Source organism: Nocardia sp. NPDC058666, assembly GCF_042714895.1.
Classification (GTDB): Bacteria; Actinomycetota; Actinomycetes; order Mycobacteriales; family Mycobacteriaceae; genus Nocardia.
The window spans coordinates 343,864-365,845 of sequence record NZ_JBHXRY010000004.1; the positions used below are offsets into that span (position 1 = coordinate 343,864).

The following is a 21,982-nucleotide window of genomic DNA, read 5'->3' on the forward strand; positions in this document are numbered from 1 at the left end:
CATCCCCGCCGAAATCGACAGCGAAGCAACGGTGAACGCCGTGCGCGTCGCCGTCAGGTGTGTCGTGTACCGAGCATTATCGATCCGCATCACAGTCCGTTTCCGCTGACCAGTGGAGCGTTGAAACGCACTAAACCGTAACAGATTCCGGGTATCCGAACTGCTGCCCTTCGCGGCCCTTTCACTGCCTCCGGCAAACGCTGTGCGGCCAGCAATCTTTCGGCGATCGGACGGTGACACGCGAAGGCCCGGACACACTTATCGGTGTCCGGGCCTTGTGTATGTGTCAGGCGGCGGAGGTCACCCGGTACACGTCGTACACGCCTTCGACGTTGCGGACCACGTTGAGCAGGTGGCCCAGGTGCTTGGGATCGCCCATTTCGAAGGTGAACTTGCTGATCGCGACGCGGTCGCCGTGGGTGGTGACCGCGGCGGACAGGATGTTGACCTTCTCGTCGGCCAGCACCTTGGTCACATCCGACAGCAACCGGGTGCGGTCCAGCGCCTCGATCTGGATGGCGACCAGGAACACCGACGACGGCGAGGGCGCCCAGGAGACCTCGATGATGCGTTCGGGCTGTTCCTGCAGCGAATCGGCGTTGGTGCAGTCGGTGCGGTGCACGCTGACCGAGCCACCGCGGGTCACGAACCCCATGATCTCGTCGCCCGGCACCGGCGTGCAGCACTTGGCCAACTTCGCGACCGTGCCCGACGCGCCCGGAATGAGCACGCCCGCGTCGCCGGTGACGCGTTGCCGCGCGGGGGTGGTCGACGGGGTGGACCGCTCGGCCAGCTCGTTCTCGACGTCGCCGATGCCACCCAGTTGTGCCATGAGTCGTTGCACCACATGGTGCGCGGACACCTGGTGTTCACCGACGGCGGTGTAGAGCGTGGTGATGTCGCTGTAGTGCAGTTCGTGCGCGACCGCGGTCATCGCCTCGACACTCATCAACCGCTGCAGCGGCAGTCCGACGCGCTTGACCTCCTTGGAGATCTGCTCCTTGCCGCTTTCGAGGGCTTCCTCGCGCCGTTCCTTGGCAAACCATTGGCGAATCTTGGCCTTGGCACGCGGGGAGACCACGAACTTCTGCCAGTCGCGGCTGGGGCCGGCGTTCTGCGCCTTGGAGGTGAACACCTCGATGACTTCGCCGTTTTCGAGTTGCCGTTCCAGCGCGACCAGCCGGCCGTTGACCCTGGCGCCGATGCACTTGTGCCCGACCTCGGTGTGCACGGCGTACGCGAAGTCGACCGGGGTCGACTTCTGCGGCAGCGTGATCACGTCGCCCTTGGGCGTGAACACGAAGATCTCCGGCGACTTCAGGTCGAAGCGCAGCGATTCCAGGAACTCCGCGGGGTCCGCGGCTTCACGCTGCCAGTCCAGCAGTTGGCGCATCCACGCCATGTCGTCGACTTCGGCGGCGTCACCGGAGTGCTTGCCCTTGGTTTCCTTGTACCGCCAGTGCGCCGCGATGCCGAATTCGGCGGTCCGGTGCATGTCCTGGGTGCGGATCTGCACTTCCAGTGGTTTGCCGTCGGGACCGACGACAGTGGTGTGCAGCGACTGGTAGACGCCATAACGCGGTTGCGCGATGTAGTCCTTGAACCGGCCCGCCATCGGCTGCCACAGCGAGTGCACGACACCGACCGCGGCGTAGCAGTCGCGGACTTCCTCGCACAGGATGCGCATGCCGACCAGGTCATGGATGTCGTCGAAGTCTTTGCCCTTGACGATCATCTTCTGATAGATCGACCAGTAGTGCTTGGGCCTGCCCTCCACGATCGCGTTGATCCGCGACGCGGCCAAAGTGTTGGTGATCTCGGCGCGCACTTTCGCCAGGTAGGTGTCGCGCGAGGGTGCGCGGTCGGCGACCAGGCGCACGATCTCGTCGTACTTCTTGGGGTGCAGGATCGCGAAGGCGAGGTCCTCCAGCTCCCATTTGACGGTGGCCATGCCGAGGCGATGCGCAAGGGGCGCAATCACTTCCAGGGTTTCCTTGGCCTTCTTGGCCTGCTTCTCCGGCGGCAGGAACCGCATGGTGCGCATGTTGTGCAGCCGGTCGGCGACCTTGATCACCAGCACGCGGGGGTCGCGCGCCATGGCGATGATCATCTTGCGGATGGTCTCGGCTTCGGCCGCGGCACCCAGATTGACCTTGTCGAGTTTGGTGACGCCGTCGACCAGGTGCGCGACTTCCTGCCCGAACTCCTCTTTGAGCTGTTCGAGGGAGTAGCCGGTGTCCTCGACGGTGTCGTGCAGCAGCGCGGCGACCAGCGTGGTGGTGTCCATGCCGAGCTCGGCGAGAATGTTCGCCACCGCGAGGGGGTGGGTGATGTACGGGTCGCCGGACTTGCGGAACTGCTTGGCATGACGTTCATCGGCGACGTCGAAGGCCTTCTGCAGCAGGCTCAGGTTGGCCTTGGGATACAGCTCACGATGGACCGTGGCCAGCGGTTCCAGCACCGGCTTGACCGCCGCGATCCCGCGCTGACCGGTCATCCTTCGTGCCAGGCGCGCACGCACCCGCCGCGAGGCGGAGCTGGGAACCGAGGCGGTGGGCGACGGCTTGACGGGTTCTGGATTCACCGGGGCACCTCCGCTTGGCTTGGCGCCGGTGGGTTCCTGACCAACGTTCGCTTCGCCGAGTTGACGAGTCATGCCACCACCTCTCATGCTGCATCCGGACCACATCGGCCGAGTGCTGCAACCTCCCGGATCACCAACTTTAATCCCCCTACCGACCTGGTGTTCGAATCACGGTGGTCACAGGGGTGCGGCGGAATCGACTCAACCGCCGATCAGCGCGCCACGCGCCGACGTCAGCGCCCGAAAACTACGTCCCACCTCGACGAATGTACGCCGGTTCGGCACCGACACCCGGTATCTGATAAATCTCACCCGGTAGAACAACGTTTTCAACAGGATGGACCAGCTGTGCGGATTCGACTCATGCCCGTGGTGACCATGATGGTGCTGGCGGCGGCAGGCTGCTCGTTCGGTCAGGGTGCCGACGATGCCACCGAGTCGACGGTGCCGGCGACGACCACCGCACCCGCGGACTGCCCCGGCTGTGAAACGCGGATCACCTACACCTTCGCTCAGCGTGACGGGGCGAAGCCAGAGCCCGCCGATCTCGACAGTCTCCGGCAGGTCATCGGCGATCGCCTCGCGCGCAACGGGTATGCCGCGAAGACATCGGTGTCGGGTGGGTCGGTCGTGGCCACCGTGCGCGACACGGCGGGCGAGGGCGCACGCGTCTACGGACGAATCCCTTCGCTGCACCTGCGCCCCGTGCTGGCCGTCGCCGAGCGCACCCAGCCCACGACCGCCCCCCAACCCGTTCCAGGGGATCTACGCGCGCTCCGGCAGAGCACCGACCACGACACCCAGATCGAGGTCCTCAACTCCCTGGACTGCGCCGGCGCCGACCCCTTCGCCGGCACCGACGACCCCTCGCTACCGCTCATCACCTGCGCCACCGACCGCACCGAGGCGTTCCTGCTCGGCCCGTCCAGAATCGACGGCCGCCAGGTCGACACCGTCATCGCCGGACTCAACACCCGGCAAGCCAGACACGAGATCGATCTCGCCTTCACCGCGACGGGCAGCGACGCCTGGGCCTCGCTCACCCGCGATTCGATCAACAAGCGCGTCGCATTCGTCCTCGACTCAACGGTCCTGAGCGCCCCCAAAGTGATGCAAGGTCCACAGATGGGCGGACGAACCACCATCTCGGGCGATTTCACCGCCGAATCCGCGACCGCATTGGCCCGCGATATCAGGCAAACCTCGACACCGCTCACCGTGAGTTCGGTCGACATCTCGGTCATCCGGCCCAAAAAATAGCCGTGGTCGACGAGGGCGTTGAGTTTCTCAGCGCGTGTCGGTCGTGGGGCGGGTGCGGATGCTGTGGCCGTCGAGGCGGCCGGGTGGGGTGGCGAGCAGGTCGAGGATGGTGGGGGTGATGTCGACGAGGGTGTGGGTGTCGGTGGTGTGGGGGGAGAAGTCGGGGCCGCGGGCGATGACGAAGTTGGCGGTTTCGGCGGGGGTTTGGCCGCCGTGGCCGCCGGTGGGGAGGTGGCCGTGGTCGGTGGTGACCAGGACTGTCCACTGTTCGTGGGGGTTGGTTGCCGCTCGGCGGTCGACGGCCGCGACGATGGTGCCGACCAACTCGTCGACTCGGCGGATGGCGGACAGGTAGGCGCGGGATGCGCCGCCGTGTCGGTGGCCTGCCAGGTCGATCTGGTCGAGGTGGGTGAAGGTCAGGTCGGGGCCTGATCGCTGGATTGTCGAGATCACCTCGGTGGCGGTGGCGGCGTCGGTGGCCGATTCGTCGGGGTCGTCGGGGACCGGGGCGGTGGTGAGCGCGAGGTCGGCGCGGCGGTCGCCGGTGGCGGCGATGGTGGCGATCTGGTGCCAGGTGCCGATGGCGACGGTGTGCTTACTCGGGTCGGCCCGTTCGATCCGGGTGAACACGCTCGGGTGCGCGAGGAACGGGCCGCCGTCGAATTCGTTGTCGGTGATGCCGTGCTCGGTATCCCACACGCCGGTCAGTGCGCTCGCCCACGACGGCCCGGACACGGTGATGTGCCCGGCGATAGTGCCCTGCGACAGCAGTCCTTGCGCGGCGAGATGCCGCAACCTCGGGGCCTGCGTCGCGTCGGCCTTGTCGAACATCAGCCCGTCGATCCCGATCACGACAACCTTGTTCACCACATTTCCCACCCCGCGCGACGGCGCACCGAATGCAGCGATCGCGTCGACCCGCACCCCCACATCATCGAACGCCGCCACCGACCCGGCCGCCGACCCCACCAGCGGAATGGTCACCAACGCAGTGGTCAGCGCAACAAGCACTTTCACCGGAGCGGACGTCTCGCGCATGAGCTCACCATGCGGCACCGCGGCGGCCCCGGCGAGCCCGCCACCAGGGTATTCATCGACGTTTCATCCACTGCGCATCACCCGGACGCCCCGCTGAACAACCCACGAACCAGACATGGCGCGCACCCCGAATTCCGTTGACAACAGCCCAGTCGCTGTGGCCCTCTTGGCTGATGGGGAACCCAACGCCAGTTCGCATCGCCGCCACCGCCGACCTGCACATGCGTGCGGCCGTCGCGGGAAAGTTCCGACCCCATTTCGAGCGTCTGGGCAGCCAAGCCGACATGCTGTTGCTGGCAGGCGATCTCACCGATGGTGGCACCGAGTACGAGGCCGAACTCCTGTGCGCGGAACTGGTCGACCTGCCGGTTCCGGTCATCGCGGTCCTGGGCAATCACGACCACGACGCCGGACTCGTCGACCTCCTCACCGACCTGCTCGCCGACATCGGAGTCCAAGTGCTGGACGGCGATTCGACGATCCGCACCGTGCGCGACCACCGCATCGGCATCGCCGGCGTCATGGGCGGTTCGGGCGGATTCCCCACCCACCCAGGCGATCCCGACACCGCCACCGACGAACACCGCGCCCTCATGCGCCGCGGCCCCGTCGACGCCGCCCGCCTCCACCAGGCCCTCACCACCCTCGACACCCCCACCCGCATCGCCCTGACGCACTTCTCCCCCACCATCGAGACCCTGACCGGCGAGGCACCGTCGATCTTTCCCGGTCTGGGTTGTCAGGCCCTGGGCGAAGCGATCGACGCCGCCCCTGCGACCCTCGCCTTGCACGGGCACGCTCACGCCGGCACCGAACACGGTCGCACGCCCGGAAACGTTGTTGTCCACAATGTTTCGTACCCTGTCCTACGCCGCGCCTTTGCCCTCTACGACCTGGGAACCACCGGAGTTATGAAGTTCGATACAACTGCTGGACGAAGGCCAATGGCGTAGCACTCCCACTGTAAAGCATCGAAAGAACGTTTTCCCCACTAATCGTAAAGGTGGCATAGGTACCAGGGGAGCCCTGAATGCATCCTGGGCTTGATCCGCGATATTCCGTCTTTACCTGCGACTCGCTCACACTGACTAGCGTTAGGGTGCTCACCGTACAACCAAGAATATTGTCATTAGTACTCATTGTGCCGATTACATCTCCGATATTTCCGGATTGCATTATGACAGTGATAGGCCCGGATGAGAGCGGATCTATACCTGACCACGTCGCGGCGAAGCTATCGGGCAGGTCGCCCGCAGGCGGAGCCGCGGCTGGTGATTCGGTAGCAGACTTGACAGTGGTAGCGACAGCTATATGACTACTCGTCGTCGTAGGCTGCGCGGCGGTGACGGTGGCCACCGCTTCTGATGGAGGCACCGAAGTGACGGAAGTGGCGGAACCCTCCGAGGATGCGTAATCACTGTTTCTCGATGCATCGCCAAACATTAGGTAACCACTGGTTGCTACACCCAGAATGAGAGCTCCAATGCCAATGCCCGCGAAAATGAGGCGTCCTGATCGCCGCCTCGAGACCACTCCCTTTTCAGCGGTTGGCGGCGTGCGGCTCATTGCGGATATCTCACGATTCGGATCTTCGTCGAAACCGTGAGATGGGGCTGCATCCGGAGTCAGCGGCACCGCAGCGAGTCGGTAAGAAGCTGCTCCGCCATCGTCTCCATCGGCGCTCCAACCATCCAAGAAGGCGCTATCACGTCGGCTGGCTGCTTCATAGATTGGGGACGGAAGCCATTTAGGGCGGTCGAGAGACTTCAGGACGTCGAACTGTTCGCGCAGTTGCGTGAGAGTGGGCCTGGAATCGGGCTCCTTGGCCATGCAAGCGGCGAGTACTGGCCGCAACCGCATTGGGACACTACCGAAGTCGACTTCCTGATACATGACTCGCCATAGCATGGATACGTGGTCGCCACTCCCAAACGGGTTGCGGCCCGTTGCAGCAAAGACCAATACACCACCGAGCGCGAAGATATCGCCACTGGAGCCTTGACCGTCGGTGCCCGCGATTTGCTCAGGAGCCATATATCCGGGCGATCCGATGAACTGACCTGTCGCGGTGAGCACCGTGTCATCAGCGGCACGCGCGATTCCGAAATCGATAACCCGCGGCCCCTCCGTGGTAAGCAAGATGTTCGACGGCTTCAGGTCACGGTGAACAATTCCTGCATTGTGAATATCCGTCAGTGCATCCACAAGTCCGACGGCAAGAAGGATTACCGATTCTTCCGGAAGCGCGTTGTGTTCTCGAACTGCATCGTCGAGAGGTACACCAGCTACGAATTCGGTAGCCAACCACGGATGGTCGGCCTCAACATCGGCATCCAGCAGGGCCGCCGTGTGTTTTCCTTTGACGCGCCGCGCGGCAGCCACCTCCCGGCGGAAACGGATACGGAATTCAGTATCGTCGGCCAAGTCGGGCCGGATGACCTTCACCGCAACCGCTTGCCCTGCCTTCCCGATGCGGCCGAGATAGATCCGCCCCATCCCTCCCGATCCGAGTACTCCCAACAACTCGTATGGTCCGATTGACTTGGGGTCATCGGATCGCAATGAGTGCATGTTCAGTTGTTCCCTTCCCCACGAGCACAGGACGCTGCCGACACGCCATCGACGGGCCCTAGGCCGACAGTATGCCCGAAATGTACCGATACGTCCTACTTCGGGACACACCATGATCCCCGGAAGCCGGTCGCTCTACGTCGGAGAGGTTGCGGTGCACCATGTTTCAGCACGTCAGTAGCTTCAGCGCCGACGCTTGGGGTCGGACTCGTTGCGGCGGAAGGCTTTCCGTTGACGAGGGGCGCGTTCGATGATCATCACGGATCGCATACACAGCAGCACACGCCGAGGGTCTTCACTGGGTGGGACGAGATGGAACTACCCGCGTTGCAGCGGTGATCACCGACGCGGCGGAGAGTTCCGCTTCATATCCGGATACCCAAAGACCTTAATCGTCGAAGCCATTTGAGCCTCCGTCTGCGTCGAACGCCCACACGACCGCAGGTCTTCCCGTCGCCTTCACCCGGCGCCGTTCGCCGGTGCGATCCAGGCCGGGAATCGCAGCGAGGGTCCGATTGAGGTTGGCGGGGTCGGGGCGGGTGCCGTGTAGGGAGGTGCTCAGGTCGACGGCGCGGGTGGCGGGGAACTCGGTGCCGGTGAGGGCTCGGGTGAGGGTGGTGTCTTTCCAGAGCAGGGCGGCCAGTAGGGCTCGGCTGGTGTCGACGATGAGGTTGTGGTCGAAGGCCAGGGGTGGGACGGTGTCGAAGTCCACCCATTCGGCGGGGCCGTCGTGTTCGGCGACGACTGCCCACATGGCGATGGCCAGGGTCGGGCCGCGGGGGTCGCGGTGGGGTTCGTCGAAGGTGACGAGTTGGCCGACCGCGCCGATCGCCTCGGTGGGGACGCCGAGTTTGGTGTGGACCGCGCGGCGGGCGGCGTCGGCGAGGCGTTCGCCGCGGCCCAGCAGTACGCCGGGCAGCGCTAGTTCGCCGGTGAAGGGTTCGAATTGGCGGGGGGCGATGCCGATGCGCACGCTGCTGTCGGTGTCCCAGCATCGCAGGGTCACCACGTCGATCGACACAACGGATTGCTCCACACGTCACCTCATCCTGCCTCGAGCGCTCGACCCACTGCGTTGCGCGTTGTTGCCGGCCGCGACCGCGCTTCACGGTACGGATGCCTGGATTGTTCCCTGAGTCGAGGCTTCGTGGGGAGGCCACGTCCGGTCGGTTCAGTCGGGCTCCATCCAGGCCGGGCCTGGCTTGCGGTCGTGGCGGTCCGGGCCGTGGCCGGTCAGCACCACCGGTACCTGTAACCGCTGCGCCAGCCAGGTTGCCGGGTCATCGTCGATCGAGGTGAGAATCGGTGTCGCGGTGAAGAGTTGGTCGGTGAGCCGTTGCTGGTGGTCGAGGTCACGCCATCGCCCCGGAGCGAGTTCGGTGATTCTGCGCGCCGGTGTGTCGTATGCCTGTGCGGCACAGAGTGTTCCGGGGATGTCGAGGTGGTTGACTACCAGCCCGTCGATCCCGCCGCACACGTCGATGGCGTAGCGCAACAGGATCGGGTCGAGGTGGCCCTGGCGGAATTCGCCCTGATAGTGCCCGGTTTCGTTGTGCGGTTCCGGGATTCGCAGCGGCGCTTCGGTGGGGAGGGGTCCCGCGCCGTGGCGAGTCATGTAGGTGCGGGTGACGCCCAAGACGGTTGCGGTTCCGCCGATTTCGTTGATCATGGTGCGTGCGTTGCGTGGCTCGACCGTCGACCAGGTGGTGTGCGGGTGTAGACCCCGCCATTCGTCGAGCAGTACGCCTTGCGCACCTTCGAACACCAAGCGGCCGCCTTGTGCGCAGCGAGCGAGTTCATCCGCGCCGGTAATGCGGACGGCTCGTGCGAAATCGCGGTACATCGCGACCATGGCATCGATCGATTCGTACCCGTGCGTGCTGGGGCCGATCAGGCTGTCGTAGTGCGCGGCGAGCCTGTCCAGCTTGGCGCGCAGCAGCGCAGGCTCCCGACAGTCGGCAACCGTCGGTGCGTCGTGTTCCAGTGCGTACCAAGCTGTTTCGCCGATCCCACGCCCGCAGGAACCGTGCCGCGAGGAACCCCTCGCGTCCTCGCGTGCACGGTTCGCGGCAATGTGGATCGGGGTGGTGAGCAGGGCACGCCCGTCGACGGCGAGCAGCCCCAGTGGGTCTGGAACACCCAGTGCTGCAAGCTGTTCGGATTCGGCAGCCAGCGCGATCGGTTCGACCAGCATGTGCTGCGACAACAGCGTCGGCACACCGGCGAAAGTCCCCGACCCGAACTGCGCGAAGGTGTGGTGGCGACCGTGCACCACGACGTTGTGCGCGGCCTGCGCACCGCCGTTGAACCGCACGACCGCCGCCACCCCGAGATCGGCTTCGGGCGAGCACAACCAGTCGACCGTGGCACCCTTGCCCGCGTCGCCGAACCCCAGATCTACCACGATCAAATGATCTGATCCGAACATCACAGTGCCCCTTGATCTTTCAGCGACTCGGCGGCAGTGCTCGCATGGTCCGCCCCGGCTTCGACCCCAGTGCCCGTCCGACCGCGTCGGCCTCGTCCCCCGACCCGACATCACGCAGATCCGCCAGCCCGGTGTCGAGATCGACCCGGTCCTCCCCCAATCCGATTGTCACCGCGATCAATTCGCACACCGCACCGGGGTCCTCGAGCTTCAGAAAGTTCTGCCCGAGCAACTCCCGCCAGTGCTGCGCGATCTCCGGATCCCCGTAGTACGAGGACTGATTCGGCAGGATGTAGTACACGTGCCACCGCTGTTCGAGCTCGCGATAGATCGACTCGACCGACACATCGCGCCGCACATGATCACCGATCACCGCGCGCACATGCCGGGCAGCCAGCCGAGGCTTGTTCAGCTCGTCGCCGATCTGGAACAGATACCCCTTCTTCCCGCGCTTGTCCCACGCATCCGTCACAACGTGCTCGGCCATGAAATAGGCGGCCAGTTCATAACTTTCGGACTTCTGCCCACCACCACCGCCTTCCAGCAGGATCGCCCGCAGCTGTTCATCCATCCGGTTGTCGGACTCGAACTGCCCCACCTGCAACGGCACCCGGTCGGAATCGGCGTCACCGATCGCCCCGAACAGCACCTGCGGGTCCTGCGCGTATCCCTTGTTCTTCAACAGCCCGTGCAGTTTCCCGAGCTTGTCCTGCATGATCCGCGGCACCCGCCCCATCGACCCGGTGACGTCGAACAGCACCGCCACCGGCAGCGAGTTCCCGTGCTCGGCCGAATCCCGGCACTCCCGCTTCCCGACCCCGAACGGATCCAGCAGCGGATGCGCACACCAGTCGTCATACGACTTCGCGCGCATCTCGGCGGTGTACCCGAAGTCGTCCACCCCGTGCCGCGCCCGATACGTCTTACCCGCCCGATAGGCGGTGTCATCCCAGTTCCCATACCCCATGCGAACCACTCCCTCTCGCTCGATCGTTGTTTTAGTCTATTCAACTAAAACAACGATCGTCAAGAGTCACGGGCGAACTCGTCTGCGTTTGCTCGAGGGGACCTCCTCCTTCGACGCACGCGAGTCCGCCCTACTCGACCAGTCCTTCAGGGGTGAGTTCGAGCCTGCGGGTGACGCCGATGTCTTCGAGGAAGTGGTCGTCGTGGCTGACCACGATCAGGGCTCCTTCGAAGTTGGCCAGGGCCTGGGTGAGGTGGGCCAGGCTGGGCAGGTCGAGGTTGTTGGTGGGTTCGTCGAGCATCAGCAGTTTCGGGGCGGGGTCTGCCAGCAGCAGCGTGGCCAGGGCTGCTCGGAGGCGTTCGCCGCCGGACAGGGCCGCGGCGGTGACGTCGGCGTCGGTGCCTCGGAAGAGGAACCGGGCCAGTTGACCTCGGATCTGTTCGGCTGACGCGTGGGGTGCGGCGTCGGCGACATTGTCGAAAACTGTTCGGGTTTCATCGAATACGTCCAGGCGTTGCGGGAGCAGTCGCCAGGCCACCTTCGGTTGTTCGGCGACGATTCGACGCAGCAGGGTCGTTTTTCCTGACCCGTTGCGGCCGGTGAGCGCGATGCGTTCGGGGCCGCTCACGCGCAGGTCCACCACCGGACCGTTGGCCAGGCGCACCTGGTCCAGTGCGATGACGTCCTGTCCGGGATACAGGCGGGTGCCCGGGAGGTCGACCCGGATCTCGCGGTCCGCGCGCACCAATTCCTCGGCGTGGTCCAGTGTTTCGCGGGCAGTGTCGAGTTTGTCGATGTGCGAGTTGCGCAGTTTGCCCGCCGACACCTCGGCGCTGCGTTTGCGCATACCCATCACGATCTTCGGCTCGCGTTTGGTGTCGAACATCTTCTGCCCGTAGCGCTTTCGACGATCCAGTTTGATCCGGGTCGCCTCGAGCTCGCGTGCCTGTTTACGCACATCGCTGCGTGCGTCGCGTACTGCTGCCTGTGCTGCCTCCTGTTCGGCATCGATGATGCGTTCGTATTCGCTGTAGTTGCCGCCGAACAGCCGGATCTCGCCTGCCCGGAGCTCGGCGATCCCGTCCATGCGGTCGAGCAGTTCCCGGTCGTGGCTGACCACCAGCACGGTGCCGGGGAACTGGCGGATCACGTCGTAGAGCCGTCGACGTGCCACCGTGTCGAGGTTGTTGGTCGGCTCGTCCAGCAGCAGCACGTCGGGTTCGCGCAGCAGTTCCGCGACCAGGCCGAGCAGCACGGTTTCGCCGCCCGACAGGGTGTCGAGTGTGCGGTCGAGGTCGGCGACGGACCCGGCGACGTAGTCGAGTCCGAGCTTGCCGAGCAACGCGATCGCCTCGTCTTCGACCTGCCAGTGCACGCCGACGGTGTCGAAGTCGGCCGGTTCGCCGGTGCCGTTCTCGATGCGGTGCAACGCGGCCCGCAGGTACGCGATCCCGAGCAGCGCGTCGACGCGCTGACCAGCGCGCATACCCAGATCTTGACGCAGGTACCCGATGTCGCCGGGCACACTGATCGACCCGCGCACGGGCTTCAACTCACCGGCGACCAGCCGCAGCAGCGTAGATTTTCCGGCACCGTTGGCGCCGACGAGGCCGATCTGACCGGGGCCGACAACAGCATCGAGCCCGTCGAATACGGGCGTACCATCCGGCCAGTGAAAAGTGAGATCGGAAAAAGAAAGAGAGGTCATGCGGATCCCCTGGAGGTGCGACGGATACACGGTGCGCAGAATGCGGACCGTCCGAAAGGCAGCCTCAAGAAATCAACGCAGAACTCCGATCGCCGGGAACAAGACTCTCTATTGATAACACCGATCCGCCCCGACGCGCCACCCCTTTTTCGGTCATGTGAGCCCCGTCATGGAACCGCTAGCCTGGACGCGAGGCGCCGCGAACCGGGCGCACCATGATCGAAGGAGTGCGATGTCGAACACGATCGTGGTGCGCGAAGCCGCTGGAAACGACATCGATGCGGCCGCTGCGACGCTGGCGGAAGCGTTCCAGCACGACCCCGTGATGAGCTGGATCCTGCCCGACCCGGACCGTCGAGCGGCCGGCCTGCCGAGGTTTTTCGCCACGATGGCGCGGCACCTGTTCTTCCCCGTGCACGCCTCGGACCTGGCGTTACGCGGCGACGGCACCGTCGGCGCCGCGGCACTGTGGACTCCGCCGAACCATCCCGACCCGGCGACGCTGACCGAACTGCGCACCCTGCCCGGCATCTGGCGCGCGTTCGGCCGCCGCGCCCTGGCCGGCAAACAGGTCGGTGACCTGCTGAAGAAGAACCATCCCACCGAACCGCATTGGTACCTGGCGATGCTGGGCACCGCCCCCGACGTGCGCGGCCGCGGCTACGCGCACGCCCTGCTGCACAGTCGACTCGACCGCGTGGATGCCGAACACGCCGCCGCCTACCTGGAATCCAGCAACCCCGTCAACGTCCCGTACTACGAACGCTTCGGTTTCACCGTGACCGGCGAACTGCAACTTCCCGACGGCGGCCCGAAGCTGTGGCCGATGTGGCGGGCGGCTCGCTGAGTCAGAGCTTGACGATCGAGGTCACCGGGTAGTCACCCTGGTGCTCGCGCCCCTTCAGGAACTCGAGCTCCATGACCACCGCGGCCGCGACCACCACGGCACCGACCTCGGTGAACAGCGCGGCCGCGGCGGCCAAGGTGCCACCGGTGGCGAGCACGTCGTCGAGAAGCAGGATCCGCTTGCCCTCGAGCTCGACCCCGTTGGCCGGGATTTCCAGTGCGGCGGAACCGTATTCGAGGTTGTACTCGCGCGACACGACCGGCGGCGGCAGCTTGCCGCCCTTGCGGATGGCCAGCACGCCGGTGCCCAGCGTCGCGGCCACCCCCGCGCCGAGCAGGAACCCGCGCGCGTCGACACCGGCGACCAGGTCGGCGTCGGGGGCGATGGCGGCGAAGCAGTCGATGACCGCGCGGAACCCGACCGCGTCGGCGAAGACCGGGGTGAGATCGGCGAAACGCACTCCCGGCGTGGGGAAGTCGTCGTGCCAGCGAGTCAGCCGCTCGACCGCCTCGGCCGCTACAGCGGTGCGCTCATTGGCCTGGTCACCGGACTCGGCCACCGCGTGCTTGCTCATCGACTCTCTTCCCTCACCTGTCATCGCTGCAACACCCAGCGATCCATATTCCAGCCGGTACCGGCCTGTGTCGGCCCGGCGATCCCGTTCTCCATGCCGGTGCCGAAGGCGATGACGCGCGGTGTCGCGAACAACGGAATGCTCGGAAGTTGCGCCCACAGCAGGTTTTCGGCCTCGGTCAGCAGGTTCAGCGTCGTGGTCGAGTTGGTCTCGCCCGCCAGCTGATCGGTGATCGCATCGTAGCGACCGTTAGCGAAGCCACCGAAATCGAGTCCGCTACCGGCCCGCAACGCCGACACCGCGGGCACACCGGCACTGGACCCCGCGGGCCCCGGCACCGCCCCGGTGCCACCGAGCACCGCGTCGACCGCACCCTCGCGCAGCTTGCCCGGCGTGAAGTCGGGTGCACCCGCGTCGACCACGGTGATCCCCGCCCCACGGCAGGAGTCGGCGATCATGGCGACCGTCTGCGCACGGCGCGCATCCGGCCCCTGGTAACCGATCCGCACCGTCGGCTGCGCCGTTCCCGACGAGGCCAACGTCGCGGTGGCCGCGGCGATATCGGCACCGAGATACCGGTCCGCCCCACCCACAACTGCCGGGTAGTACAGCGAATCCTGCTGCACCACACGCGAATTCAACACACCGGCACCGAGCCCATGCGTCGGCGGTTCGCCCGCCTTACCGAGGGTGTCGAACAGCGCCTGCCGCGGCACACACTGCGCGAACGCCCGGCGAACCTCCACCCGCGAGAACACCCCGCCGGTGGCGAGCACGAGCTGCTCGGCACCGCGACTGGCCACGGTCTGCTCGTCGAACCCGTCCAGCTTCAGATCCGCGACCGACCCGGCCCCCAGATCCACTACGCCCAGGGCGTTCTCCTTCGCCTTGGCGGCGAAGTCGGTTCCCTTGGGCCACACCACGATCCGCTTGGTCTCGGGCGCGTCACCCCACCACTTCTCATTGGCCACCAGCACCAAACCGTCCTTGGCACCGAAGGATTCGATCCGGTACGGCCCCGACGACGGGAACTTGGTCAGGTCCAACGCACCGGACCCGATGGTCCAGCCGCTGTTCCAGAAATCGGCGATCCGGCCGATCACCGCCTCGTCGCCGGATTGCAAGGCGCCCACCACATTCGGCACGCCGACCGCCTGCGCCACCACGTGCGCGGGCATCACCTCGGTCGCGCTGAACAGAGTGCGCCACGGCAGGTAGTGCTTGCCCGGCCGGAACACCACCGTGGCGTCGCGCGATCCGGGCTGGCAGTCGATCCGCTCGATCTCGTCGTAGCCCGTGGTGCTCGCCGCGTCGAACAACGGCAGCGGCCCACGATCACCAGGACGGGTGAACTTGCCCGAGCGGGCCGACCAGGCCAGCACCAGATCGTCGCAGGAGGTCTTCACCCCGTCGGAGTACACCCCGTCCGGGTTGAGCCGGTACTGCACCGTCTGGGCCTCGCCCGGCACTTCCTTGGCCGTGCCGAAGTCGGTGTCGGCCACCTGCTGACCGTCGGGTCCGGTGTAGAAGAACCCGGTCAGCACGCGACCGAACACCGCCGCGGTGCCGCTACCGGCGCCCAGTGTGCTGGCGCCGTTGTAGCTGGCCACCGCCGCGTCGACCGCGTACCCGATGGAGGGCACCTGGTTCTTGGTCGAGCAGCCGGCCACCACGGAGGTGGTGACCGCCGCGGTGGCCAGCACGGTGATCAATCGAATCGTGCTGCGTCGCATGATGAGATCCCCTGCTCGTGTGTCAGTGCCTTCGCTGTTGACGCTTCCCGGTCGGCCGCGAGCCCGGTCGCGGTGCGCCCGAACCGGTCCCACGCGAACGCGCACCCGCACCCACCGGAACCCGCGCGGGCTCACCGACCCCGGCACGTTTGGCCAGGACCTTCTTGGTGTGCGCGGCCACCGGACCCCAGCGTTCCTTGATCGACACCAGCACCGGAACGGCGAGGAAGATCGAGGAGTAGGCGCCCACGATCATGCCCACCAGCTGCACCAGCGCGAGGTCCTTCAGGGTGCCCACACCCAGCAGCCAGACCGCGATCACCAGCATGCCGATGATCGGCAGGATACCGATGATCGTGGTGCTGATCGAGCGCATCAACGTCTGGTTGGCGGCCAGGTTGGCCTGTTCGGCGTAGGTGCGTTTGTTCAGGTGCAGCACGCCGCGGGTGTTCTCCTCGACCTTGTCGAAGACCACCACGTTGTCGTACAGCACGTAACCCAGAATCGTGAGCAGGCCGATCACCGCCGCGGGTGTCACCTCGAACCCGACCAGCGAGTAGATACCCGCGGTCACGAACAGGTTGAAGAACAGCGACACGATCGCCGCGATCGACATGTCTCGTTCGAAGCGGATGGCGATGTAGACCATGGTCAACAGCACGAACACCGCCAGCGCGATCAGCGCCTTCTTGGTGATCTGCCCGCCCCAGGTCTCGCTGATCTCGGCGATGCTGATGGCGTTGCGGGTGACCTGACCCGACGAGTCCTTGGGCTGGAACTTGTCGAACAGCGCCGACTGGACCTGTTCGGTCTGGTTCAGGTCCAGGGTCTCCGAGCGCACCTGAATGGTGGCCGAGGCGCCGGAGCCGACCTTCTGCACCGCGACGGGTCCGTGGCCCAGCGTCTGCGCGTAGACGTCTTCCACCTGCTGGGTGCTGACGTTGTCCGCGGCCGGGATCTGGATGCGCGAGCCGCCCTCGAAGTCGATCCCGAGGGTGAAGCCGCGCACCGCGATGCTCAGCAGCGAGATCAGCAGCAGCACCGCCGACATCGTGTAGAAGAACTTGCGCCTGCTGACGATGGGGAAGCCACCGGTGCCGGTGTAGAGACGTTCGAAGAACCCGTGTTTCGGGCCCGCCGGCGACTCGTCTTTGTCCAGGTTCACCGATTCCTCGGTGGGCTTGTCGTTGCTCATCGTGACATCTCCTTCGGCCGGGCATGGCCGCGTTCCCTGGCGATCTGCTGGACCGAGCCGAGACCGTTCACCGACGGTTTCGCCCAGAACGGCGAACGCGCGGCGAGCATCATCAGCGGGGCGGTGACCAGGTAGAGCACGATCACGTCGAGGACGGTGGTGATACCGAGGGTGAAGGCGAAGCCCTTCACCTGACCGGCGGCGAGCAGGTACAGCACGACCGAGGCGATCAAACTGACGGTCTTACCCGACAGGTTGGTGCGCTGGGCGCGGGCCCAACCGCGCGGCACGGCCGAGCGGAAGCTGCGGCCCTCGCGCATCTCGTCCTTGATGCGTTCGAAGAACACCACGAACGAGTCCGCGGTCAGACCGATACCGATGATCAGACCGGCGATACCGGCCAGGTCGAGGGTGAACCCGATCCAGCGGCCCAGCAGCACGATGATGCCGTAGACCGCGACACCGGCCGCGATCAGCGAGAACCCGGCCAGCAGGCCCAGCATCCGATACACCAGCAGGCAGTACATGAGCACCGCGATCAGGCCGATGGCACCGGCGAGCAGGCCCGCCTTCAGCGAGGACAGGCCCAGCGTCGCCGAGACGGTCTCGGCTTCGGAGGTCTGGAACGACAGCGGCAGCGAACCGTACTTGAGGGTGTTGGCCAGCTCCTTCGCGCTGTCGGGGGTGAACTGACCCGTGATCTGGGTGGATCCGGTGTATTGCCCACCCGACAGCACCTGCGGCGCGCTGACCACGCTCGAATCCAGTACGAAGGCGACTCGCTTGTTCAGGTACTCCGTGGTGAGCTGACCCCAGATCTCACCACCGGCCGACTTGAACGAGATATTCACCGCGTGCTTGGCCGATTCCAACTGGTACTTCGCATCGGAGATCTCCTGGCCGTCGATGCGGCTGGGACCGAGCAAAAATACCTCGGTGCCGTCCTGCGAGCAGGTGACCAGCGGCAGGGCCGGGTCGTCGTTACCGGCCAGCGGGTCGGGCTTGGTGCAGTCCATCGCCGTCACGGCGATCTGCTGGACCTGCTGGTCGGTGCTCTGCCGCAGCGCCTTGGCGTCGGCGATCTCCTTGGCCTGCTGCTGCTGGAACGTCAGATCACCGGGAGCCGGAGTAGGCGTTGGCGGTGCCTGCGCGGGGAACACGCGCGACTGCGGCGCCGGGGTGACCGGAGCGTCCGCGGGCGGGGTCGCCTCGCCCGGGGTGGGCTGAGTCGATTCACCCGGCGCGGGTGCCGGCGCGTCGGTGGCCGGCGGTGCGGTGCCACCCGGCTGCGCGGGCGGAGTCGCTCCGCCTGCCTGCGGCTGGGTCGCGAACAGCACCGGGCGGATGTAGAGCTTGGCGGTGGTGGCCAGCGCGCGTGCCTGCTGGCTGTCGTCGCCGGGCACCGTGATGACCAGATTGTCACCGTCGATGACCACTTCGGAGCCGGAGACGCCGAGACCGTTGACACGGGCCTCGATGATCTCCTGCGCCTTCTTCAGGCTCTCCTGGCTCGGCTTGTTGCCGTCGGGGGTACGCGCGGTCAACGTGACGCGGGTACCGCCCTGCAGGTCGATGCCGAGCTTGGCCGACGGGGAATGGTCACCGGTGAAGAACACCAGCGCGTAGATCACGGCCAGCAGCGCGGCGTATACACCGAGCAACCGGAACGGATGCGCCGATCCTTGGGAGGAAGGTGGCACAGCAGGTCATCTCCTAGGCGGAAGTCGAGGCTGGATCGGTGGGCACAACGGTGCCCGGCCCGGAACGCAAGAGCGCGTCCGGGCGGGGAAAGGGACTGGTCAGTCCTTGGTCAGCCGGGTCTCGGTCTGCTCCACGGCTTCCTCGACGACGGGGGCGTCGATGGCTTCGTGCGCACCGTCGACGGTGGTCTCGTCGGCGGTGGTGTCGTCGACGCGCACTTCGCGGATCGCCTGACGCAGCCAGGTGGTCACGACCTCTTCGGCGATCTCCAGGTCGACGGTGGTCTCGTCGGTGTCGACGATGGTGCCGTACAGACCCGAGGTGGTGATCACCCGGTCACCGACCTTCAGGCTGTCCTGCAGGGTCGAGACCTTCTCGGCCTCCCGCTTCTGTTTGCGGATACCGAAGAACATCGGCACGAGCAGGGCCAGGATCAGCAGCGGAAAGAGGAAGTCCATCGTCGAAGTCAGTCCCTAGTCAGTGGTGGACGTGCAAGTACGTCCCACAGTCTGCCAGTTCCCCGTCGCGGCGACACACCGACCACCGACGCGCGCGTGAATCGGGTCTCATTCGGCCCGGCCGTAGGTGTAATCGTCGAGCGGGAACGACACGGCTTCGCGGTGCGCGGAGGCGGTGCTGGTGGGGCGCAGCAGGGCCGCTTCACCGTGTTGGTTGAAGTAGTAGCTGCGCGAGGTGGCGCAGTCGCCGCCGTAGAACACCGACGAGCCCAGCTTCTCGGTCATCCGGTCGAGGAACTGCGCATTGGCGTCTTCGGTGACCTCGAAGGTGTGCTCGCCGCGTCGGAACAGTTCGGTGAACAACCGGCCCATGTGCTTCATCTGGGCTTCGATGGTGGTGAAGTACGACAGCCCGCTGTAGGAGTAGGGACTGTTGAGGCTGATGAAGTTGGGGAAGTGCGGCACGGTGATGCCCTCGTAGGCCTGAAAGCGGTTGTCGCGCCAGAACTTTCCCAGATTCACGCCGTCACGGCCGACGATCTCGATGGCCGGGAAGTTCACGTCCCACAGGTTGAAGCCGGTGGCCAGCAGCAGGGTGTCGATCTCGGTTTTGTGGCCGTCGGTGGTGACGATGCCGTCGGGTTCGAGGTGGTCGATCGAGTTCGTTTCCAGGTGGACGTGCGGCTGGTTGAACGCGGCGAAGTACGTGTTGGAGAACGTGGGTCGCTTGCAGCCGAAGTCGTAGTGCGGCGTGAGCTTGTCCCTGGTCTCCCGGTCGCGCACCTGCGCGAACAGGTGCGCCTTGGCCAGCAGCGCGGCGGCGGTGTTGAGCGGTTTGGCCTGCTTGTAATGCAGCACCCCGACGACCATCAGCGCCTCGAGCATCGCGGTATTGGCCAGCCGCGCGGCCTTCTGCGTCAGCGGAACCGTGGCGAACATCTTCTGGACCACATCGGGAATCGGGGCGTCGACCTTGGGCACCACCCAGATCGGGGTGCGCTGGAACACCGTCAGCTCGTCGACCTTCGCCGCGACCTCCGGCACCAACTGCACCGCGGTGGCACCGGTGCCGATGATGGCGGCCTTGCGACCGGTCAGGTCGTAGTCGGCGTCCCAGTCGGTGGTGTGGATGATCTTGCCCGCGAAGGACTCGATGCCGGGGAACGGCGGGGTGTAGGGCTGGGACAGGAAGCCGGTCGCGGTGAGCAGGTAGCGCGCGGTCAGCGTTTCACCGCCCGCTATCGACACCTCCCACTGCTGGTCGTCGTCGTCCCAGCGCGCGCTGTCCACGACGGTGTCGAACCGCATCCGCGCGCGCAGACCGTACTTGTCGGCCACGTGCTCGGCGTATTCCTTCAGTTCCGCGCCCGGCGCGAACAGTCGGGACCACCGGGGGTTGGGTTCGAAGGAATACGAATACGTCACCGAGGCGATGTCGACCGCAAGGCCGGGATACCTGTTCACATGCCAGGTGCCGCCCAGGTCGCTTTCGCGCTCCAGAATGACGAAATCACGCAAGCCCAGCCGGTCGAGTTCGATAGCGGCACCGATGCCGCCGAAACCCGCCCCGACCACGACAGCGTCGAGCTGAGGTGCCACGTCGAACCTCCACAATCAGCGTCAGAATGACATGTCATTCTGCTTACGGCGACTGTAACATCGTCAATGTGACGAAGCCACCCTCGCGAATCGAGCAGCGCAAGGCCGAATTGCGCAGGGAGATCATCGATACCGCGTTCGACTGCTTCGCCGAGAAGGGCTATCACGCCACCGGAATCGCCGACATCGCCACCCGGCTCGGCATCGGCCACGGCACCTTCTACCGCTACTTCGCGAACAAGCGCGACATCATCGACCACGTCATCGACGAGGTGAGCGGGCGCGTGTTCGGTTCACTGGACCAGGGCATGGAACCCGAAAGTGCCGCCACCCTGGACGAATACGCCGCCCTGATCGACCGGATCAGCGACTCGTTGAACCGGGTCCTGCTCGACGATCCACGCACCGCGCAGCTGCTGCTGTTCCACGCCACCGGCATCGACGACGAACTCACCGACCGCATCTACGGCCTGCTCGACGCCACCGAGATCCTGATGTCGCGCTACCTCGAACATGGTGTGCGCGTGGGCTATCTGCGCGCCGACGTCGACACCGCCAGCACCGCCAAGGCAGCACTGGGCATGATCGTGGCCGGGGTCGTCACGGGGATGCGCACCCCCGATCCCGCGGCGATGGCGGTGTACAGTCACGCCGTGCGGCGGCTGTTCATCGACGGTGTCGCGGCCACTGTCCGATAACGAAAAGCCGTGGGATAGAAGGGCAATCCTGAAATAATGACCGCTGTGACGCCCGACGATGTGAGCCGCACCCACTTCGCCATGCCGAATCTGGGGCATCGCGGCTACCACGCAGACGAGGTCGACGCCTTCATGGAGAAGGTGTCGGCGACCCTGGACGGACAGGGTGGGCTCACCGCCGACGACATCCGTCACGTGCACTTCGGCGCCCCACGTTTCGGTGGGCGCGGGTACCAGGCCGACCAGGTCGACGACTTCCTCGACCGGGTGCGCACCGAACTCGAGCACCGGCAGAAGGGCGGCTCCCCCGTTCCGGCGGCGCGCTCGGGTGACGATGTCGCGCAGATGCTGACTCCCGATGATGTGCACCGGATGCGGTTCACCCAGTCCGCGGTGGGCAGGCGCGGGTACCACGAGGAAGAGGTCGACGCGTTCCTCGACCTGGTCGCGGCGACCCTGGCGCACAACGGGCCAGGCAGTCTGACCACGTCGGATGTGCGCAGCGTGCGGTTCACCGACACGCGCCTCGGCACCCGCGGCTACTCCCGCGACGAGGTCGACGCCTTCATCGACCTCGTGATCACCGCCCTGGAAAACGCCGAGCGCCGGTAATCTCGGTCC

General features: G+C 65.8%; 18 protein-coding genes. 5 read left to right on the forward strand and 13 right to left on the reverse strand.

The window, feature by feature from the left end:
- Window positions 1-286: 286 nt before the first annotated feature.
- Window positions 287-2,656: a RelA/SpoT family protein gene (locus ACFWVD_RS13265; RefSeq protein WP_379242285.1), complete on the reverse strand. Its 2,370-nt coding sequence runs from the start codon at window positions 2,654-2,656 to the stop codon at window positions 287-289.
- Window positions 2,657-2,932: 276 nt separating this feature from the next.
- Here ACFWVD_RS13265 and ACFWVD_RS13270 point away from each other — a divergent pair, with 276 nt between their 5' ends.
- Window positions 2,933-3,844, forward strand: coding sequence for a hypothetical protein (locus tag ACFWVD_RS13270; RefSeq protein WP_379242286.1), 912 nt, complete (start codon window positions 2,933-2,935; stop codon window positions 3,842-3,844).
- A gap of 27 nt (window positions 3,845-3,871) precedes the next feature.
- Here ACFWVD_RS13270 and ACFWVD_RS13275 read toward each other — a convergent pair whose 3' ends face one another.
- The gene (locus ACFWVD_RS13275; protein WP_379242287.1) at window positions 3,872-4,882 is read right to left on the reverse strand and encodes an alkaline phosphatase family protein; all 1,011 of its coding nucleotides are present in this window, start codon (window positions 4,880-4,882) and stop codon (window positions 3,872-3,874) included.
- 173 nt (window positions 4,883-5,055) lie between these two features.
- Here ACFWVD_RS13275 and ACFWVD_RS13280 point away from each other — a divergent pair, with 173 nt between their 5' ends.
- Window positions 5,056-5,835: a metallophosphoesterase gene (locus ACFWVD_RS13280; RefSeq protein ID WP_379242288.1), complete on the forward strand. Its 780-nt coding sequence runs from the start codon at window positions 5,056-5,058 to the stop codon at window positions 5,833-5,835.
- On the opposite strand, the gene ACFWVD_RS13285 is transcribed toward ACFWVD_RS13280, so the two are convergent.
- The 5 genes from ACFWVD_RS13285 to ACFWVD_RS13305 all read right to left on the reverse strand — a co-directional run bounded on the left by ACFWVD_RS13285 (window position 5,792) and on the right by ACFWVD_RS13305 (window position 12,556).
- On the reverse strand, window positions 5,792-7,567 hold the full coding sequence (locus tag ACFWVD_RS13285) for a serine/threonine protein kinase (protein ID WP_379242289.1): 1,776 nt from the start codon (window positions 7,565-7,567) through the stop codon (window positions 5,792-5,794). The two genes, ACFWVD_RS13280 and ACFWVD_RS13285, sit on opposite strands and share 44 nt — an antisense overlap.
- Window positions 7,568-7,841: 274 nt before the next feature.
- Window positions 7,842-8,489, reverse strand: a complete 648-nt coding sequence (locus tag ACFWVD_RS13290; protein ID WP_379242290.1) for an NUDIX hydrolase — start codon at window positions 8,487-8,489, stop codon at window positions 7,842-7,844.
- 135 nt (window positions 8,490-8,624) lie between these two features.
- Window positions 8,625-9,881: an adenylosuccinate synthetase gene (locus ACFWVD_RS13295; RefSeq protein WP_379242291.1), complete on the reverse strand. Its 1,257-nt coding sequence runs from the start codon at window positions 9,879-9,881 to the stop codon at window positions 8,625-8,627.
- Window positions 9,882-9,900: 19 nt separating this feature from the next.
- Entirely contained in the window at window positions 9,901-10,848 is a 948-nt protein-coding gene (locus tag ACFWVD_RS13300) for a hypothetical protein (RefSeq protein WP_379242292.1), read from the reverse strand.
- Window positions 10,849-10,978: 130 nt separating this feature from the next.
- Window positions 10,979-12,556 (reverse strand): ABC-F family ATP-binding cassette domain-containing protein, encoded by a 1,578-nt coding sequence (locus ACFWVD_RS13305; protein ID WP_379242293.1) that lies wholly within the window; start codon window positions 12,554-12,556, stop codon window positions 10,979-10,981.
- Between the two features lie 232 nt (window positions 12,557-12,788).
- Between ACFWVD_RS13305 and ACFWVD_RS13310 the strand changes: the two genes are divergently transcribed.
- The gene (locus ACFWVD_RS13310) at window positions 12,789-13,403 is read left to right on the forward strand and encodes a GNAT family N-acetyltransferase (protein WP_379242294.1); all 615 of its coding nucleotides are present in this window, start codon (window positions 12,789-12,791) and stop codon (window positions 13,401-13,403) included.
- Between the two features lies 1 nt (window position 13,404).
- On the opposite strand, the gene ACFWVD_RS13315 is transcribed toward ACFWVD_RS13310, so the two are convergent.
- From ACFWVD_RS13315 to ACFWVD_RS13340, 6 genes are all read right to left on the reverse strand, one after another.
- The gene (locus tag ACFWVD_RS13315; RefSeq protein ID WP_379242295.1) at window positions 13,405-13,977 is read right to left on the reverse strand and encodes an adenine phosphoribosyltransferase; all 573 of its coding nucleotides are present in this window, start codon (window positions 13,975-13,977) and stop codon (window positions 13,405-13,407) included.
- Window positions 13,978-13,997: 20 nt separating this feature from the next.
- Window positions 13,998-15,710, reverse strand: a complete 1,713-nt coding sequence (locus tag ACFWVD_RS13320; protein ID WP_379242296.1) for an ABC transporter substrate-binding protein — start codon at window positions 15,708-15,710, stop codon at window positions 13,998-14,000.
- Window positions 15,711-15,732: 22 nt separating this feature from the next.
- Window positions 15,733-16,905 carry a protein translocase subunit SecF gene (secF, locus tag ACFWVD_RS13325; RefSeq protein ID WP_379242297.1) on the reverse strand — a complete coding sequence of 391 codons (1,173 nt, stop codon included), beginning with the start codon at window positions 16,903-16,905 and terminating at the stop codon, window positions 15,733-15,735.
- The gene (gene secD, locus ACFWVD_RS13330) at window positions 16,902-18,605 is read right to left on the reverse strand and encodes a protein translocase subunit SecD (RefSeq protein ID WP_379242298.1); all 1,704 of its coding nucleotides are present in this window, start codon (window positions 18,603-18,605) and stop codon (window positions 16,902-16,904) included. Before secD ends, secF begins: the two co-directional genes overlap by 4 nt.
- Window positions 18,606-18,704: 99 nt before the next feature.
- Window positions 18,705-19,064, reverse strand: coding sequence for a preprotein translocase subunit YajC (gene yajC, locus ACFWVD_RS13335; RefSeq protein WP_379242299.1), 360 nt, complete (start codon window positions 19,062-19,064; stop codon window positions 18,705-18,707).
- Between the two features lie 108 nt (window positions 19,065-19,172).
- Window positions 19,173-20,663: a flavin-containing monooxygenase gene (locus ACFWVD_RS13340; RefSeq protein ID WP_379242300.1), complete on the reverse strand. Its 1,491-nt coding sequence runs from the start codon at window positions 20,661-20,663 to the stop codon at window positions 19,173-19,175.
- Between the two features lie 68 nt (window positions 20,664-20,731).
- Between ACFWVD_RS13340 and ACFWVD_RS13345 the strand changes: the two genes are divergently transcribed.
- Both ACFWVD_RS13345 and ACFWVD_RS13350 read left to right on the forward strand, forming a co-directional pair.
- The gene (locus ACFWVD_RS13345; protein ID WP_379242301.1) at window positions 20,732-21,361 is read left to right on the forward strand and encodes a TetR/AcrR family transcriptional regulator; all 630 of its coding nucleotides are present in this window, start codon (window positions 20,732-20,734) and stop codon (window positions 21,359-21,361) included.
- Window positions 21,362-21,397: 36 nt separating this feature from the next.
- A complete protein-coding gene (locus ACFWVD_RS13350; RefSeq protein WP_379242302.1) occupies window positions 21,398-21,973 on the forward strand; it encodes a DivIVA domain-containing protein in 576 nt (191 codons plus the stop codon).
- Window positions 21,974-21,982 lie beyond the last annotated feature (9 nt).